Here is a 17155-nt window from a genome sequence, read left to right as displayed (position 1 = left end):
GCACCCCGCGAACGGCCTGGTCGGACGGGTCGAGCGGATGCTCGCGGACCGCACGGCCGAACTGGTCGTCGAAGTCCGCCACCACCACGAGGTCATCGGCCTGGCGCAGGACGCGATTCGGCCGAACCCACATCTCTTGCTCGGCCGACCAGGGGCCTGATGGGATCCTCGGCATGACTGTTTCTGCTCCCGGGGCGGACCCGGCGACCGCGAAGCACGACCTGCCGGTTCCGGCTCACTGGTTCGAGCTGCACGAACTGGACGACGGCATCGTCAGGATCACCGAACCGCACGTCGACAAGCTGCTGCGGGCCAACCTGTGGTGGTTGCGCGGAACCGATCGCGACCTCGTCATCGACGCCGGTCTGGGTGTCGCCGCCCTACGCCAGGAGATCCCGCAGATGTTCACGCGGGATCCGCTGGTCGTGCTCACCCACGCCCACCTCGACCACGTCGGCGGCGCCCATGAGTTCCGCGAACAGGCCGCCCACACCGCCGCCGCCGAAGCACTGGCGGAAGGGGTTGCGGCGAGCCTGTTCGGCATCGAGCTCTACGACCAACTCGGCCTCGACGCCGCGGCAGACCCCCCACCGGACCTGCTGATCGACGCACTTCCGCACCCGACCTACGACCCTCGCACCTACCAGGTGGGTCCCCTGGAGGTGACCCACCAGCTGCACGACGGGGACGTCATCGACCTCGGCGGCCGACAGCTGACCGTCATCCACCTGCCCGGCCACACACCGGGGTGCATCGCCCTGCACGAAACGCACACCGGGGTGCTGTACTCCGGCGATGTGATCTACAACGGCGACCTCATCGACGACCTCCCGGAATCGGACCGGTCCGCCTACCGCCGAAGCCTGCAACACCTCTTGGACCTGGACGTGTCCGCCGTCCACCCGGGTCACGGCCGCGAATTCACCCGAAGCCGCCTGCACGAACTCCTCCACGCGCACCTGCGAGACCAGGCTTGAGAATCGAGCCTGCCGACAGCTGCTGAACGCGGTGCACCTGCCGAGGATCAGCGCACGTCAACCGCCGCGGAGGGGGACGGGCCGGCGAGGCGCGGAAAGAGCGCTTCGGCGTTGCCCCGGTCGATGGCCTCGACCTGACCGGGCGAGTAGTGGGGGTAGGTCTCCAGGTGGTGGTTGTAGTAGGTGCCGGCGTCCTGGGGCGCGAAGGGCCAGTCGCTGCCGTAGAGGACGTGACCGGGCTCGGCGAAGGCGAGCAGGGCGGGCAGGGCGCTGGGGCTGGCGGTCAGGGCGGTGTCGAAGAAGAAGCGCTTCAGATCGCGGAGGACGTCCTCGTCGTCGCGCTCCGGGTCGACGGCGATGGGGGCCAGGCCGGCGAACCGGTAGGCGGCGTAAGGCAGGAAGCCGCCGCCGTGGGAGAGGATGACGCGCACGTTCGGGTAGCGGCGCATGACGTCGTTGAGCACCAGGTTGAGGGAGGTGCGGGTGGTGTCGAAGACATAGTCGGCGAGCGGGGCGGGGGTGCCGGGCAGCCGCGGCATCGGCGGCTGGGCGGGGTGGACGAAGACGGTGGCCCGGCGTCGGTCGAGTTCGGCCCACAGGGGCTCGAAGTCCGGGTCGCCCAGGTAGCGGCCGTGGACGTTGGACATCAGCACGACTCCGTCGGCATGCAGGGTGTCCAGTGCGTAGGCGGCCTCAGCGAGGGCTGCGTCGACATCGGGCAGCGGGACGCTGGCGAAGTGACCGAAGCGGTCGGGGCGGTCCTTGACGACCTCGGCACCGTACTCGTTGACGGCCCGGGCCAGGGTGCGGGCTTCGGCGTCGCCGTCGAGGTGGACACCGGGTGCGGTGACCGAGAGCAGGCCGGTGGCGATGCCCTGTTGGTCCATCATCGCGATCGCGCCGCTCGGGCTCCAGTCCGGGATGGGCCAGCCTCCGGAGTCCAGGCCGCGCGCGGCGAGGGCGCCGGCCCACATGGGCGGGACGACGTGCTGGTGGACGTCGATGCGGCCGGGGTGATCCATGATCCTTAGCTCCCTATTACTTAGCTTGCTAATGAATTCATTGAGTAAGCTAACAATCATGCGAGAGACGAGCAAGGGCGTCGCCGACGGCAGCCCGGCCCCCGCCCCCGACCAAGGGGGCATCGAGGAGCTGGCGCGCGCCGCTGACCAGCTGTTCTACGCCATGCGCCGGTCACGGGCCGCCACCGTCGGACGGTCCGCGACCGGGCTCTCCATGGCCCAGCTGGCCCTGCTCGACCCCCTGACGGAGGACTCGCGGGGCGCGGGCCTGCCTGTCAGCAGGCTCGCCACCAACGCGGACATCAGCGTCCCCACCGCGACGCGGATGCTCAAACAACTCGAAGCCCATGGCGTGATCACCCGCCGCCGCTCCGACCAGGACGAACGGCAGGTCCTCATCCGCCTCACCGACGACGGCACCCGACGACTCACCGCCATGCGCACCGAACTGCGCGCCCGTCAGTCCCAGGCGCTGTCCCGCTTCACACCGCAGGAGCGGCACGCGCTCACCGCACAACTGCACCAGCTCGCCGGCCTCATCACCGACACGATGACCGGAACGGACCACTGACGAAGTCTCAGGCCGGCGAATCCTCAGGTCGACAAGGGCGGACGGGACGGTGGTTCGGGTACGAACTCCCCAACATGGGCGGTCAGTTCGCCGCCGCTCCGTACGCCCCGTCGTAGCGCACGGACACGGCGCCATATCCGCGCCGCACAATGCCCTGGGATCCTCGACGGCCACGTTTCAGGACGCCGGCGAGTCACCGCGGATCACGACGAGCGGATTCTTGCGCAGGTGACGCGGGGGCTCGGGCCATGAGGTGCCTGCCGTGAGTGGCCCCGGCGTCGAACGCGCGGCGCTTGCGCGGGCGGCGGCGCCCGGCGACGGGGTCAGGCGCCCGTGGCCACGGCTTTGAGTTCGGCGAGCGACTCTCGGATGAGGTGCGCGAAGTCCTGGTCGTCGGATTGCTCGACCCAGCGCTCGAACGCGATCTTGAACACGGCGATGCCCGCCTCGGCCGTCAGGCTCGCGGCCGGTTCTCCCACACCGCGGCGGCGCAGAGTGTCGGAGAGTGCCGCGGACAGCGAGGCGAACTTGATCAGTTCGCGTTCCTGGAGCTCGGCGTTGGCGGCGATGACGGCTTGCCGGCGGCGAACCCCGTCGAAGCGCCCCTGGAACTGTGCCGCGGCGGCCTCGAGGGCCGCGGCCACCGCGTCGATCGGCGCCGCGGCGTCAGGCGCCTCGGTGACGGTATCGACGAAGAGCTCCTGGAGTGTGCCGGCACCGGCGAACAGCACCTCGCGCTTGTCGGGGAAGTACCGGAAGAACGTCCGCTCCGTCAGTCCCGCACGCTTGGCGATCTCCGCCACGGTGGTCTGTTCGTACCCGCGCTCGCTGTAGAGCTCCAATGCCGCCTGCTCAAGTCGGCCACGCGCGTTGGGCTCCCATCGACTCATGTCCCGAATCCTACTCGATGACAGTCACTGACATCGGTGCTACTGTCGATGTCAGTGACTGACATCGGTCCGTTCTCGGCGCACCCTGCGCAGAGGACGATGGAGTGCTGGGAGTTCCCCTCATGCGTGTATTCGTCACCGGCGCATCCGGATTCATCGGGTCCGCCGTCGTTCCCGAACTCATCGACGCGGGCCATCAGGTCCTCGGGCTCGCGCGCTCGGACGCCTCGGCCGAGCGGCTGACTGCCGCCGGGGCGCAGGTGCACCGCGGCACATTGGAAGACCTGGACAGCCTGCGCGCCGGCGCCGCCGCGTCCGACGGGGTCATCCACCTCGCGTTCATCCACGACTTCTCGCGATACGAGCACGCGGCGCGCACCGATCTGCGCGCCATCGAGACGCTCGGTGCCGCACTGGAGGGATCCGACCGCCCCCTGGTCGTGGCTTCCGGCACGCTGGGGATCGCTGAAGGACGGGTGGCGACCGAACGGGACGTCCCCGTCGCCGACTCGATCGGGGCCCTGAGAGCCCCCTCGGCGCAGGCCGCGCTCGCCCTCACCGCGCGCGGGGTCCGCTCGTCAGTGCTGCGACTGGCCCCGTCGGTGCACGGCGAAGGCGACCACGGCTTCGTCAAGACCCTCATCGACATCGCCCGCGACAGGGGCGTGTCGGGATACGTCGGCGACGGGTCGAACCGCTGGTGTGCCGTGCACCGCAGCGATGCCGCGCGCCTGTTCCGGCTGGCGCTGGAAGGGGCTCCGGCGGGGTCGGTGCTGCATGGAGTCGCCGAGCAGGCGGTACCGGTTCGTACCATCGCCGAGGCGATCGGCCGGCAACTCGGCCTCCCGGTGGCGCCCGTCTCGCCCGAGGACGCGGAGCAGCACTTCGGCTGGCTGGGCACCTTCTTCGGGGCCGACGCCCCGACGTCCAGTGCGCTGACCCGCGAACTACTGGGATGGCAGCCGACCCATCACGGACTCATAGACGACCTGGAACAGGGTCACTACTTCCGGGCCTAGGTGGGCCGTTCCACCCTGCCGCAGCCGAATCCCCCTGCGGTGACCACGGCATAGAGGCCCGATGCCGTGGCGGGCCGGGCGAGCGTTCCCGTATCCCCCTGGACGCGCGTGGATGCTCTTTACGTACGTGACGTGTCCGACTCCCCCTGAACCAGGGGGAGTCGGAGCACGAGGACTGCGGGTGTCGCCGACGATCGGTCGTGGGAACCCCGCCGGGCAGCCCTGAAGGTTTCCTGCGCAGCGCCTCCCGCGCCGGCCGAGCCCCATGGCAAGTGCGGGAGGCGAGTCACCGTCGGGTCAGTTGGTGCAGGTGTCGAGCATCGAGGCCAGCGCCTTCTTCTCGCCGTCGGTCGTGGTCAACTTCCAGACGGACTTGATGTGGGTGTAGTCCTTGGCGTACGTGCACCAGAAGGCGTGGTTGGTCGGCTTCCAGTCGGCCGGGCCGCTGTCGCTCTTGGAGCTGTTGGAGGACTCCGAGGCGATCAGCAGCTGAGGGTCCTTCAGATCGTTGCCGAATGCCTTGCGCTGGTCGGCGGTCCACGTGTCGGCGCCGGAGCGCCAGGCTTCGGCGAGGGGCACCATGTGATCGATGGTGGCCTGCGCGACATCGGTGACGGTGGCGTCGTCATACGCGGAGTACCACGAGCCGCTGGCCGGCTGACAACCGCCCGGCTTGTCCTGGACGTCCTTGCCGTCGCGGGCGAGGACCTCCTGGCGGGTGGTGCAACCGTCGGGCTGCTTGGCCCATATGGAGAATTTGTCGCGGGCGTAGCCGTCCATGGAGTGCGGGGTGGCGACGGTCAGGGCCGTCAGCTCGGCGCGGGCGGTCGATGTCGACGGCGGGGCCGGCGGTTCGGCGAGTGCCGGGGCGGCGGACAGGCCGACGACGACAACGGCGGCGGCCGACAGGCCGAGGGCAGCGCGAGGCATCAAGGTCTCCTGAAATGTGGGGGGTTGGAGAGACTCCTTTCGAGGAAACCGCACATGCCGGGGCCTGCGCTACGCGCGTTGAATGGACATGACAATTCCTTTCCCTTCCCATTACTTGCATTTGAAGGGGCGGGCTCGCCTGCGGTCGATGCCGCGTGCCTCAGGGATGGGCGGCCGGTGAGGTGGTGGGTTGCGCGCCGCCCCTGCCCGACGTCACCTCACGCAAGCAGACAGGTCCCGATCAGGTCGGGCAGCGCCGAGGGACACCGCACGCACCCTCACGAGGCGCGGAGGGAGCGACCAGATGTCATGGAACGCCCCGTTGAGCGGATTCGCAATCAGGTATCCGCGAACTGCCGCTCAGGCGGTGGTGGCCCGTCGTGCGTACACCTCGATCTCGATCTTCATACGGGGATCGGCGAGCCCGCACACCAGCATCGTGGCGGCCGGCCGGACCTCGCCGAAGCAACGGCGGAGGACCGGCCAGCAGGGCTCGAAGTCCGCCCGGTCGGGCAGCAGATAGCGCACCCGGACCACGTCGGCGAAGGTGCACTTCGCCTCGGCCAGCGCGGCCTCGATGTTCCGCAGGCACTGCTCGGCCTGCGCCACCACGTCGTCCGAGATCGTCATGGTGGAGTAGTCGAACCCGGTCGTCCCGGACACGTGCACCCAGTCACCGTCGATCACGGCACGGGCGTAGCCGATCTGCTCCTCGAAGGTCGAGCCACTGAGGATCGCACGTCGCTCTGTCATGCGCCGAACGCTAAGTGGTCCGGGCCGATACGTCCATTGCCGGTGTCCGGGACGGCGGGCGAGCCGGTCAGCCCTGTTGGACGGGGACGACGACCAGTTCGGCGACGTTGACGTGTGCGGGGGCGGAGACGGCGAAGGCGATGGTGTCGGCGATGTCCTCGGCGGTGAGCGGCCGGAGGTCGGTCCGCATGCGGGCCAGGGAGGTCTGCATGGTGGTGTCCCGCATGTCGTGGCCAAGTTCCGTGACGGTGACGCCGGGTTCGACGTTCTTCACGCGGACGCCGCGGGGGCCCAGTTCGGCACGCAGGTTGCGGGTCAGGTGGGCCACTGCGGACTTGGTGGCGCAGTAGACCGACCAACCGGGGTAGAGACTGTGGCCGGCCACGGAGCCGACGTGGACCAGATCGGCGGGGCGGCCTCGGGCCGCGGCAGCGAGGAGATCGGCGGTGAAGGCGCGCGCGGTGTGCAGCAGCCCGCGCAGATTGACGTCGATCATGCGGTCCCACTCCTCGGCGTGGGCGGTCTCGTAGGGCGCGCCGAGCATCACTCCCGCGTTGGCGACGACGAGATCGACGGGGCCGAGGGTCGCGGTGATGGTGCGGGCGGCGGTGTCGATGGTCTTGGGGTCGGCCAGGTCGGCGGTCACCGGGAGGACGGGCGCGGTGGTCGTGGGGCCGAGTTCGTCGGCCAGGGCTCGCAGACGCTCTGCACGACGGCCGAGGAGGGCGACCGCGGCCCCATCGGCGGCCAGGCGGCGGGCGGTGGCTGCGCCGATGCCGCTGGAGGCGCCGGTTACGACGGCGACCCGGCCGGTCAGCCGCTGAGCGGTGCGCCCGATGTCGGTGTCGCGGGTGAGGGAGGGAGACGAAGAACTCATGGCTTGAGCCTGCGGCGGTGGGCGCATCCCTGACCAGGCAGGGCTTCTCCCGGGAGGCACGATCGTAGGAGTGCTACGGCCACCCTCCGCGGTGCCGCACCCACTCCCCCGTGTCTAAGGTTGCGGGCATGGACAGCGCGAACCCGCTCGGGCAGTTCCTGCGTGCCCGCCGTGCCCTGGTCACCCCCGAGGACTCGGGACTGCCCGTCTCCCCTCGGCGCCGGGTCGCCGGGCTGCGCCGCGAAGAGGTCGCCATGCTGGCCGGGGTCAGCTCCGACTACTACGTGCGGCTGGAGCAGGGGCGGGAGCGGCATCCCTCCGTGCAGGTCGTCGATGCCCTGTCCCGGGCCCTGCACCTGGACGGGGACGCGACGGATCATCTGCAGCGGCTGGCGCGACCGGTTGCGGGGCGGCGTCGTGCGCGGGACGGTGGGCAGGGGCGCCCAGAGACGGTCAGTCCGGTCCTGTTGCGGATGATGGCAGGCTGGCACCGCACACCGGCCGTGGTCCTCGGACGCTGTCTGACGGTGCTGGCCCATAACGCCCTGGGTCGGGCCCTGTTCGCCGGCCATGCCTACAGCGGCGATCTGGTGCGGTTGGTGTTCCTCGACCCGGACGCGCGCGAGTTCTATCCGGACTGGGAGCAGGTGGCGGCCAACACCGTGGGCGGGCTGCGCTCGGCGGCCGGGACCGACACCGACGACCCCCAACTGGTCCGGACGGTCGGTGAACTGTCGCTGAAGAGCCCGGAGTTCCGTCGTCTGTGGGCCCGCCACGACATCCGCCAGAAGACCCGCGAGACCAAACGCTTCCGGCATCCGCTGGTGGGCGCGTTGACCTTGGACTACGAGTCGCTGACCGTCAACGGCGCCCCCGGACAACAACTGGTCGTCTACCAGGCCGCCCCGGGCAGCCCCTCGGAACAGGCACTCGTCCTGGAACTCCTAAAGAAATGATCTCCGAGGTGGTTTGATCACTCCGGGAACGTTGATCGGGGGGGGGCGGGGCGGCTCGGGGGTTCTCACAGTTCGGCGTCGCCCCACTCATGGACGACCACCTCATCGCCAACGGACAGCTTCCCCGGCCGCACCACGGAGAACTTCGCGCCGAACACCACGCCACCGCTCGCCGCCCGCCGGTAGCTTGCGAGCGTACTCAGCGGTTCCCGCTTCTGCCGCACCCCGGCCTCCTGATCGACCAGGGTGACGGCGCAGCGCACCGCGAGCTTGGCATAGCCCAGTTCGGCTCCGCCGATGCTGATGCGGCGTGCGCGGTCCTCGGCGTGCGGTACGGCCGCCCAGTCTCCGCCGTCACTGCCACGGCCTTGCCCGGAGCCGCCGTCGACGACGATGTTGGGTCGGCAGCGATTCATGGGCAGGGGCGGGGTGCCTTGCTCGGCGATCCGCTGGTTGAGGAGGGTGCGGGACGAGCGGGACAACAGGTGCACGGCGCTGCTGTCGGCATAGCCGGAGGGGCCGGGGGGCACCCCGCCGGCGATCCTGTCGTGCTCCGGCGGCAGGCGGACCAGGCGGCTGGGGGTGCCGAGGAACTCCGAGAGCCAGGCGGCGACTTCGTCACCCTGGTCGATTCCCTGGAAGGTGGCGCCGGACAGGTCGACGTCGCGTCGTGGCGCGGACGTGGTGACGTCGAGGCGCACCGTGCCGCAACCGCTCGTTGTGTCGGCCGAGTCGAGCGTGGGCCGGCTGCCGTCGGGGCTGACCGTGGGCCGGACCAGGGCGAGGCGGGGGTGGCGGCGCTGGGTGCGATAGACTCCGTCCTCGCTGATGACCATGAAGCTGCGGTCGTGCTTGAGGCCCGCCGGCGTGAGAAGCGCATCACCCATGGACGTGCCCGCACACCCCTTGATGGGGTAGCGGATCAGGTCTACGACGTCGGCCATCTGCCGCCTCCTTCAGCCGACGACCACATGAGAACATCGTTCGTGGTGGGGTGATGGCATCGCCCTCGAAGCCGCCCAACTCCCTTGAAGACCATTTCTTCAGGGCGCGCCTCTGGCTTCTTTCGGCAGGCGGAGTTGACGAATGGTCAGGTTTCGGCCAGCAGGAAGTCCTCGCCGCTCGACGGGCGGAGGCCGTCGGTGCGATCGGCGAAGTAGCGCTCGGCGAGCGAACCCCCCGACACGTGGCGGGTCTTGTCGAAGCCGGCTTCACGGGCCAGTTCCAACATCTCGGGCGGGGTGTAGAAGCTGATGAACGGGGTGCCGGATGCCTGTGCGCCTTCCTTGCTGGCCCGGAGGCCGCGGCGGTCCGCGTCGTCGACGAGTTCAGGTGGCAGCAGGAAGGTCATGGCGAGCGTCGAGCCGGGTGCCAGCCCGGCGATCTGGCGGAGAGTGGCCGCGGTGGCGTCCTTGGTGAGGTACATGGTGACGCCGGTGGAGACGATGACCGCCGGTCGGCCGGCATCGAAGCCGGCAGCGGTCAGCTGTTCCAGCCAGTCTTCGCTCGCCTCGAAGTCGACCGGCACCAGGTGCAGCCAGTCGGGGATGTCGTAGCCGAGTTCGGCCAGGCGACGACGCTTCCATGCCTGAGTGGCGGGCTGGTCGACCTCGAAGACCCGTAGTCGGGAGGCGACCTCCGGCCGGCGCTGGGCAAAGGTGTCCAGGCCGGCTCCCAGGATGACGTACTGGGTGACGTCGTGGTCGATCTGCTCGGCGACCAGGTCCTCGATGAAGCGGGCGCGGGCCACCATGGCCGCGCGGAATCCCCTGGTGGTGTCCGGGTCCATGTCGGGGCGGCTGCGCCAGTCGTCGTCGGGGGCCGCCAGTTGGAGGCCGATCTCGTCGTCGAGCACATGCGGTGGTGGGTCGACCTGGACGTGCATGGCTCGCCAGAGGGCGGTCCGCAGCGCGGTGTTGTCCGGTGTCCCGGTCGGCTCGCCTGTCATGGTGTTCCCTTCCGTTGCGGTTGCGGTCAGTTCTCGGCGGGTGCTTGGAGGCTCCACAGTCGCCCGTCGGGGTCGCGGACGGTCATCTCCTTGGTTCCGTAGTGGGTGTTCTCGAACGGTGTGACCACCTCGACGGCAGGATCGGGGCGGAACGCTTCCGCGTCCGCCACCTTCAGCACGATCTGCGTCTGGGGCTCCTGGTCTTCGGGGACCTCGGCGATGAAGACGTACGGCCCGTCGCCGTTGCGGAGCTGACCGGAGTTGTGGTCGGTCGAGAACTCCAACTCGTAGCCCAGCGACTGGAAGAACTTCGCCGCCCTGCCCCAGTTGTGGGTCGTCAGGTGCACGGCCTGGATTCCTTCGGTCGTCATATCAGCTCTCCTTCTCCGTCGCTCGCTCGTCGTCTGTGCCCTCGGCGTCGTCGAGGTAGGCGCGCAGCGCTTCGGCGACCAGTGCCGACAGCGACATCCCCGACTCGATGGCGTGGTACTTGACCTGCTTGATCAGTCCGATCGGCAGGTACACGTTGAACTGCTTGACTTCCTCATCACCCACAAGCGCGATGCTAGCATCCTAGCAAGCTAGCCGCCAGATCTGGTCGACCCGGCCGTGGGGACCGGTATCCGGTGGACGGCAACGGCCGCTCACCGTGCCCGGCCGCCGAGGGCCGGAGTCCACCCGGAGGCGGACCAAGATGGCCCTGGAGGAGGATTCGTCGGCACTTGCTCGTACGAAATGGTCGTGCTTTCCGGCAAGTTGACGGGAAGGAAGTCATTTCGTGCGAATACGACGCTTAGCGGCCGTGCTGGCGATGGGGGTCACGGCGACGCTGGTCCCCACCCTGGCCCCGGCGCAGGCATCCGCCGCGGACCCACTGCACGGGTTCCACAACCAGCGTCCCGCCTGGCACCGTTGCGACACCTCGATGCCCGCCGCGTACCAGTGCGCGACGATCGACGTGCCGCTCGACTACGGCCGGCCCACCGGCAGGACCATCAAGCTGGCCATCTCCCGGATGAAGGCCGGCGGCTCGGCCGAGCGGCACGGTGCGATCCTGTTCAATCCCGGTGGGCCCGGCGCCAACGGCCTGGCCATGCCGGTCGCGATGAACGACACGATGCCCAAGGACGTCCGCGAGCGCTACGACCTGATCGGGTTCGACCCCCGCGGAGTGGGCCGGAGCACCCCCGTCACCTGCGGCCTGACGGCTGCGGAGCGGAAGGTCGAACACCCCTACCGGCCCGAGACGTTCAACCATGATGTGACGTGGGCGCGGTCCGTCGCCGAGAAGTGCCGCGCCGAGAACGGCGACATGCTCCGGCACCTCACCACCCGCAACACCGCCCGTGACATGGACGTCATCCGCGCCGTGCTGGGCGAGAAGAAGATCTCCTACCTGGGCTTCTCGTACGGCACCTACCTCGGCGCCGTCTACACGCAGATGTTCCCGCAGCGGACCGACCGCTTCGTACTCGACAGCGCGGTCGACCCCGCCCGGGTCTGGCGCGGCATGATCCAGGTGTGGGCGGAGGGCGCCGAGCCGGCGTTCACCCGATGGACGAAGTGGACCGCTCAGCGCGACCGGACCTATCACCTCGGGAGCACGCCGGCCGCGGTGAAGGCGTCGTTCTGGGACCTGATCGCCCGAGCCGACCGCGACCCCATCCCGTATGAGAACCAGAAGCTCAGCGGGGACGACCTCCGTGCCGGTCTGCGTCCCCAGTTCTTCAGTCCGATCGTGGCCGCCGAGACCGTCGCCGCGCTGCAGGCCGCCGCCGATGGGAAGCCCACCTCGCACCGCATCGTGGGGCTGGCCGGCGCGCCGGCCCCGCGGAGCCCCGAAGAAACCGACGCGCAGCCACCGGCCGACAACGGCTCCGCGGTGTTCTGGTCCGTCGTCTGCGGCGACACCGCGGCCTGGCCGCGTCGCATCGACCAGTACCGCCGTGATGCGATCCAAGACAAGGCCAGGTATCCGCTGTACGGCGACTTCGGCTCCAACATCACGCCGTGCCCCTTCTGGACCGGGCCGGCCGAGCCCGCCACGACCGTGCACAACAATGTCCGTCTCCTCACCGTCCAGAACCAGTGGGATCCCCAGACACCTCTGGTCAGCGGTCTGGGCATGCACCGCGCCCTGAAGGCTTCGCGCATGGTGTACGTCGAGGGCGGCGAGGGCCACGGCGTCTACTCCGGGGACCCGCGCGCCTGCGCCAACCGCGCCGTCAACGCCTATCTGAGCACCGGACAGCTCCCGACACGGGACCTCACCTGCGAGGCGTCCGCCAGCCAGAACGCCGGCCTGGGGAAGAGCACGGTCCCGATTCCGCACCCCGTACCGGGAGCGCCCGGCTTCTGACCACCTTGCGCACCGGACAGCGCACGCCTGGGGTCCTGGCCGTGACGATGGCCAGGAACTCATGCCTGGGGTGGCACCTCCCGTTCTGGATCGTCGACCTCACCGCCATTGACTCTCCGTAGAGTTGACGGACCGTTAGGGGCCGTGGGTCTCGTGCCTGTCGGGGCGCCCGTGGGTTCGGGCGCCCCGACAGGGGCCGCGGGCCGGGGGGCTTGCTCCGGGCGGAGTCATCGGCCGGCCAGCAGTGCCTCCAGTGCGATGGCCGTGTCCGGGTGGGACCTGGTCAGTGCCGCGCCGTGCGGGGCGGGTGGCTCGGTCTGCCAGCTGCCGTCGCAGCCGAGCAGGCCCGCCAGAGCGTCGCACGTCGCGGGGTGGGCGGCGAGGAGGGGGACGCCGTGGCCGGCGTCCGCGCCCGGTGTCGGTTGGGCGGTGTGCGCTTCGGGTTGGCTTCGCCACGGTGGTGTCCAGGCGTCGAGCGCCGCGAGTCGGCCGGGGAAGATCCGACCGGCCTCGCGGATCAGCAACGGGGCCAGCTCGGCGCCGTCCGAGCGCAGGGTGCCGATCAGGGTCGGCAGCCACGGCAGGAGCACCGGGTCGAGCAGTCGCCCGAAGGCGATCGACACCGCTTCCACGACGAAGTCGGTGAGGCCGGGGACGGGCTCCAGGGCGTGCAGGAAGCCGCTGAGGTAGCGCGGGTAGGCGGGCACCACCAGGGGGTTGCCGAGCAGCGCGTCGCACTTGGCCCGCAGGTCGGCGCGGGAGAGGTGGCCGAGCTGGGTCCGGGCCGCCCACAGCAGTGCCGTCTTGGACGGGTCCTCGGGGTGTGACTGGCCGACTGCCAGCTCCAGTTGGGGCCGGTCGCAGCCGGTCTGCCCGTTCAGGCGGTAGGGCTGTACGCGGGTGCGTTTGACGTTCTTCGCCCAGACCGTGGCGGCGATCGACACCGAACCGGCGGCGAGGCCGAACTGCGCCTCGATCGCCGCGTGACTGGACGGGATCAGGCCGTGCTGCCATGTGGTGGCGGTGCGCGGGCTGATCTCGAAGGTGTCGGTGCCGTGGACGCCGAACTCCGCGACGCGACTGGCCGCGTGGAAGGCGCCGCAGACGTAGAGGCAGTCCGCGGGATCGGCGCCGGTCGCGGCCAGGTGCGCGCGCATCCTCGTCCACATGTAGCGCTCACGGTCCTCGTCCACGCGCACCCGGTTCGGGTCCCCCGGTGCCAGGCGCCGGAAGAGGCTGCCGATCAGCAGCATGACCTGCCGGTAGGTGTCGTGGTCGCTGTCGCCGAGCGGCACTTCGACGTACTGGTGCCACCACTCCGACCAGTGCCGCACCTTGCCGTGGCGCAGCAGGTGCTCCTCCAACTCGGCGAAGCGGGGCCGCAGGTCACCGATCTCCACGCCGACCGCGTCGCCGTGCAGCGCGGCCTCCTCCTCGGCGGGTGGGGCGTCCGCTCCCCCCGTCCTGGGCGGGGAGCCCGGCGGAGTGTGTGCCGCGGGCGTCCCACTGGAAGACGTGGTCCGAGGAGCGGTCGACGAGGACCAGCTCGACGCCCGGGGTGTCCAGTGCATAGGCGATCGCCTGGTACTCGGCCGACGCCTCGGTGATCGGTGCGACCACCGACAGCGGGGACCACTCGGCGGGGAAGCCTTCGATCTCGGTCGCGAACGCCTGGACCGCCACCGGGAGCCGGCAGTTGCGGAGTTCGGTGAGCAGCGGGGCCATGTCCTCGCACAGCTCCAGGTAGACGACCTTCGGCTGTTTCTCCCGCAGGCGGCGGGCCATCGCGAGTGCGGAGGCGGGCGAGTGGTGGCAGACGGGGAAGATCTCCAGCAGATCGCGGACCGCGCGGTCGACGTCGTCGACGATGCCGAGCAGGATGCCCTCCAGGGCGTCGGGCCCGTCGGCGAACGTGGCGGCGGCCTCCTGCAGCTGTCCGCGCAGCCCGGCGAAGGTGCTCTCGTGCGCGCCGCTCATGACAGGGGGGCGATCGTGTCGCGGCCGCCCGCCAGGAATTCCGGCCATGATCCGCCCTCTTCCTTGCTGCGCGGCTCGACGACGCCGTGCAGGTATTTGTTGAGGATGGCCAGGTCTTCGGGCTCGCGTCGGGCCAGTGAGCCGACGAGCGAGGAGGCCAGCGTGTCGGACAGGATCGAGATCAGCGCGTCCTGGACGTCGCTGGTGGAGCGGGTGAGTTCCTCGAACCGGCCGATCGCGCCGTTCTCCATGGCGGTCATGATCGGCGAGGGGATCATCGACTCCCGCGACTGGCCCTTGGCGATGACCATGGACACGTTCCAGGAGTGCTTGATGTGGTCCTCGGTGGTACCGGCGGTGCCCTGCACGACCAGCGTGGAGTTGCGGCTGATCGCGGCGGACAGCAGCTCGGCAAGCCAGCTCTTGCCGGTGCCGGGGTCGCCGAACCACTTCTGCGCAGTCGGGCATCGACGGCTACCGGGCACAGGACCTGGAGGTCCGTCTGAAGACGGTGACCACCCGCCTGGGCGTCGTCACCCAGCGGCACGGGGCGGGCAACCGCGACTCGCGGCTCCTGGCGGCCGGCGCGGAACGGCTGTCGTGGGGCTCGCAGCACGCCGACCGCGCGGTGCGCGACTGTCTGCACCGCAACCGCTGCACGACCGGCTGCACCAGTGGCGCCAAGCAGAGCATGACCGTGAGCTATCTGCCGCAGGCCGAGGCGTTGGGCGCGGAGATCCGCCCGGGCACCCGGGTGGTGCGCGTGCTGCACGACGGGCGCACCGCCCGCGGGGTGCTGGCCGTCGGCCCGGACGGCGCCCGGACCGTCTACCGGGCCCGTGCGGTGTTCCTGGCGGCCGGTCCGCTGGGCACCCCGGCGCTGCTCCAGCGCAGCCGGATCCAGCACCGCGCCGCGGGCCGCCGGCTCTCCCTGCACGTCAACCTGCGGACCATCGCCCGCTTCCCGGAGCCGGTGCACGCCGACCGCGGCACCATCTTCACCGCGCAGCTGAAGGAGTTCGGCGACCAGGGCGTGCTGATCATGCCGGCCAATGTCTCCCGCGGCAGCCTGGCCGCGGCGCTCGCCGGCCGTCCGGCCCCGGACACCCAACGCCTTCTGGCCGACTTCGACCACCTGGGCGTCTTCACCACACAGGTGCGGCTGCACGGGACCGCGGCGGTACGCGCCGTCCCCGGCGGTGGTCTGCCGCTGCGCCACGCGATGACCGCGGTGGACCACGGCGCGCTGTGCGACGCCTTCCGCAAGGGCGCCGCGTTGCTGTTCGCGGCGGGCGCGACCGAGCTGACGCCGCCGGTGGCCGCGGCCCCCGCGCTGCGCTCGCCCGCCGACGCCGAGGAGTTCTGCCGCCGGGTGCTTCCGCGGGACTGGGAACTGGTCTCGGTGCACGGCATGGCCTCGGCCGCGATGGGGGCGGCCGACCGCGCTGGAGTGTGCGACGCCGACGGCCGCCCGCACGGTTTCCGGGGCCTGCGGGTGTGCGACGCCAGTGTGCTCCCCGGCGTGACGGGAATCAGTCCACAGGGCACGATCATGGCGTTCGCCCATGAGATCGTTTCCCGGTTCAACAATCCTTGAGGAAAGGCCAGATGAGCGAGCTCCCGGCAACCGGAACCGCCGACAAGAGGAGCCGCGACGGACGGCGCACCGACACCACCCCGCTGCCCCCACACGCCCCCGAGTTCCGGATGTTCAGCACCGTGGCGCTGGTGGCGTCCTGTGCGGGCTTCGCGCTGATCGGTGCGCTGCAGTCCTTCTACGGGCCCGCCATCCCCGCGTTGCGCGCCTCCTTCGGCCTCACCCCGGCGGCGGCCGGACTCGGCCTGAGCGCCCACTTCATCGGCGGCGTGTGCGGGGTGCTCGCCTTCAACCGCGTGCACGGCAGAGTTGGCAACCGCGCCCTGTTGGGAGCCTCGTACCTGCTGATGGCGGTCGGTACCGCCGGCTTCGCGCTGGCCCCGTCCTGGCCGGTGGCGCTGGCCGCCGCGCTGGGCGCCGGACTCGGCTTCGGCGGCATCGACTACGGCCTCAACCAGCTCTTCGCGGTGGGCTTCGGCCGGCGCAGCACGGCGATGCTCAACGTCCTCAATGCCTTCTTCGGCATCGGGGCGGTCGGCGGGCCGATCGTCATCGGCGCCGTCGGCCCGGATCGGTACCCGTTCGTCTTCGGCGCGTTCGGTGTGCTGTCGGCACTGCTGCTGCTCTTCCTCAAGGGCGTCAGCAACACCGACCCGCCCCGGCCCACCGACTCCGCCGGCGACGGCCGGGCGGTGTCCGCTCCCCTGGGCCGTTCGCCGGCCTGGCTGATGGCGGCGTTCGTCACGCTCTACGTCCTGCACGTCGGCGTCGAGGCCGGGGTGGGCGGCTGGGAGCCGACCCACCTGGAGACGGTCGGCTTCGGCGCGGGCTTCGCCGCCTCCGCCACCTCGGTGTACTGGCTGATGATGACGGTGGGCCGCTTCCTGGTCGTCCCTCTCACGCTCCGCTACTCCGAGGCCGCGATCATCATGGTCAGCTGCGCCGGCATGGCGGTCTGCCTGGCCGCGGCCGCGGTGCCGGCACTGGCCCCCTCTATGTACGCGGGCGTCGGCCTGTTCATCGCCCCGATCTTCCCCACCGGGCTGCCCTGGTTGACCCGGACGGTGCCCACCGCGCGCCGCGCCGGTGCCTATGTCATCGCCGCGTCGATGGTCGGGGGCGTCGCGGCGGGGCCCGCGCTGGGCGGGGTGATCCAGGCGGCCGGCGTCCGGGCCGTCCCGCTGGTGCTCTGCGCGATCGCCGTGCTCTGTCTCGCCGCGGCGGTCGGCATCCACCGCAGGACCCGCCGCCCGACGGAGTCCCGCGCGGCGCGCTGACG

General features: G+C 70.5%; 16 protein-coding genes and 2 pseudogenes. 7 read left to right on the top strand and 11 right to left on the bottom strand.

All coding sequences use genetic code 11. From position 1 onward, the window contains the following. Nucleotides 1-173 precede the first annotated feature (173 nt). A complete protein-coding gene (locus tag SNOUR_RS38625) occupies nt 174-977 on the top strand; it encodes an MBL fold metallo-hydrolase (protein ID WP_079143165.1) in 804 nt (267 codons plus the stop codon). Between the two features lie 47 nt (nt 978-1024). On the opposite strand, the gene SNOUR_RS38620 is transcribed toward SNOUR_RS38625, so the two are convergent. Further along, on the bottom strand, nt 1025-1999 hold the full coding sequence (locus SNOUR_RS38620) for an amidohydrolase family protein (RefSeq protein ID WP_067356572.1): 975 nt from the start codon (nt 1997-1999) through the stop codon (nt 1025-1027). 58 nt (nt 2000-2057) lie between these two features. On the opposite strand from SNOUR_RS38620, the gene SNOUR_RS38615 reads away from it, so the two are divergent. Next, complete coding sequence (locus tag SNOUR_RS38615; RefSeq protein WP_067356570.1) at nt 2058-2570, top strand: MarR family winged helix-turn-helix transcriptional regulator; 513 nt, start codon at nt 2058-2060, stop codon at nt 2568-2570. Between the two features lie 323 nt (nt 2571-2893). Here SNOUR_RS38615 and SNOUR_RS38610 read toward each other — a convergent pair whose 3' ends face one another. Next, nucleotides 2894-3460: a TetR family transcriptional regulator gene (locus SNOUR_RS38610; protein ID WP_067356568.1), complete on the bottom strand. Its 567-nt coding sequence runs from the start codon at nt 3458-3460 to the stop codon at nt 2894-2896. Between the two features lie 122 nt (nt 3461-3582). Between SNOUR_RS38610 and SNOUR_RS38605 the strand changes: the two genes are divergently transcribed. Continuing rightward, on the top strand, nt 3583-4479 hold the full coding sequence (locus tag SNOUR_RS38605; RefSeq protein ID WP_067356565.1) for an SDR family oxidoreductase: 897 nt from the start codon (nt 3583-3585) through the stop codon (nt 4477-4479). A gap of 297 nt (nt 4480-4776) precedes the next feature. On the opposite strand, the gene SNOUR_RS38600 is transcribed toward SNOUR_RS38605, so the two are convergent. From SNOUR_RS38600 to SNOUR_RS38590, 3 genes are all read right to left on the bottom strand, one after another. Then, the gene (locus tag SNOUR_RS38600; RefSeq protein WP_067356563.1) at nt 4777-5409 is read right to left on the bottom strand and encodes a GmrSD restriction endonuclease domain-containing protein; all 633 of its coding nucleotides are present in this window, start codon (nt 5407-5409) and stop codon (nt 4777-4779) included. Nucleotides 5410-5769: 360 nt separating this feature from the next. Further along, nucleotides 5770-6162: a RidA family protein gene (locus SNOUR_RS38595; protein ID WP_067356561.1), complete on the bottom strand. Its 393-nt coding sequence runs from the start codon at nt 6160-6162 to the stop codon at nt 5770-5772. 67 nt (nt 6163-6229) lie between these two features. Beyond that, on the bottom strand, nt 6230-7039 hold the full coding sequence (locus SNOUR_RS38590) for an SDR family oxidoreductase (protein WP_067356558.1): 810 nt from the start codon (nt 7037-7039) through the stop codon (nt 6230-6232). A 128-nt stretch (nt 7040-7167) separates the two neighbouring features. On the opposite strand from SNOUR_RS38590, the gene SNOUR_RS38585 reads away from it, so the two are divergent. Beyond that, complete coding sequence (locus SNOUR_RS38585; protein WP_067356555.1) at nt 7168-7995, top strand: helix-turn-helix transcriptional regulator; 828 nt, start codon at nt 7168-7170, stop codon at nt 7993-7995. 65 nt (nt 7996-8060) lie between these two features. On the opposite strand, the gene SNOUR_RS38580 is transcribed toward SNOUR_RS38585, so the two are convergent. From SNOUR_RS38580 to SNOUR_RS38565, 4 genes are all read right to left on the bottom strand, one after another. Further along, the gene (locus SNOUR_RS38580) at nt 8061-8939 is read right to left on the bottom strand and encodes an MOSC domain-containing protein (RefSeq protein WP_067356553.1); all 879 of its coding nucleotides are present in this window, start codon (nt 8937-8939) and stop codon (nt 8061-8063) included. Nucleotides 8940-9085: 146 nt separating this feature from the next. Beyond that, nucleotides 9086-9943, bottom strand: a complete 858-nt coding sequence (locus tag SNOUR_RS38575; RefSeq protein WP_067356551.1) for a class I SAM-dependent methyltransferase — start codon at nt 9941-9943, stop codon at nt 9086-9088. A gap of 26 nt (nt 9944-9969) precedes the next feature. After that, entirely contained in the window at nt 9970-10314 is a 345-nt protein-coding gene (locus SNOUR_RS38570; RefSeq protein WP_067356548.1) for a VOC family protein, read from the bottom strand. 1 nt (nt 10315) lies between these two features. Then, nucleotides 10316-10498, bottom strand: coding sequence for a ribbon-helix-helix protein, CopG family (locus tag SNOUR_RS38565; protein WP_067356545.1), 183 nt, complete (start codon nt 10496-10498; stop codon nt 10316-10318). A gap of 223 nt (nt 10499-10721) precedes the next feature. Between SNOUR_RS38565 and SNOUR_RS38560 the strand changes: the two genes are divergently transcribed. Next, the gene (locus SNOUR_RS38560) at nt 10722-12302 is read left to right on the top strand and encodes an alpha/beta hydrolase (protein WP_067356543.1); all 1581 of its coding nucleotides are present in this window, start codon (nt 10722-10724) and stop codon (nt 12300-12302) included. 380 nt (nt 12303-12682) lie between these two features. Here SNOUR_RS38560 and SNOUR_RS38555 read toward each other — a convergent pair. Beyond that, a pseudogene (locus SNOUR_RS38555) lies at nt 12683-14279 on the bottom strand (hypothetical protein); the annotation flags it as partial. Then, nucleotides 14276-14722, bottom strand: a pseudogene (locus SNOUR_RS38550) (AAA family ATPase); the annotation flags it as partial. The pseudogenes SNOUR_RS38550 and SNOUR_RS38555, both read right to left, overlap by 4 nt. A gap of 68 nt (nt 14723-14790) precedes the next feature. Between SNOUR_RS38550 and SNOUR_RS38545 the strand changes: the two are divergent. Continuing rightward, entirely contained in the window at nt 14791-15876 is a 1086-nt protein-coding gene (locus SNOUR_RS38545; protein WP_067356538.1) for a GMC family oxidoreductase N-terminal domain-containing protein, read from the top strand. 110 nt (nt 15877-15986) lie between these two features. Further along, the gene (locus SNOUR_RS38540; RefSeq protein ID WP_067359142.1) at nt 15987-17153 is read left to right on the top strand and encodes an MFS transporter; all 1167 of its coding nucleotides are present in this window, start codon (nt 15987-15989) and stop codon (nt 17151-17153) included. The last annotated feature ends 2 nt before the right edge of the window (nt 17154-17155 follow it).

Source organism: Streptomyces noursei ATCC 11455 (genome assembly GCF_001704275.1).
Taxonomy (GTDB): Bacteria; Actinomycetota; Actinomycetes; order Streptomycetales; family Streptomycetaceae; genus Streptomyces; species Streptomyces noursei.
The sequence above is the reverse complement of the archived record's forward strand: the minus strand, read 5'-3'. Positions and strand labels throughout refer to the sequence as shown.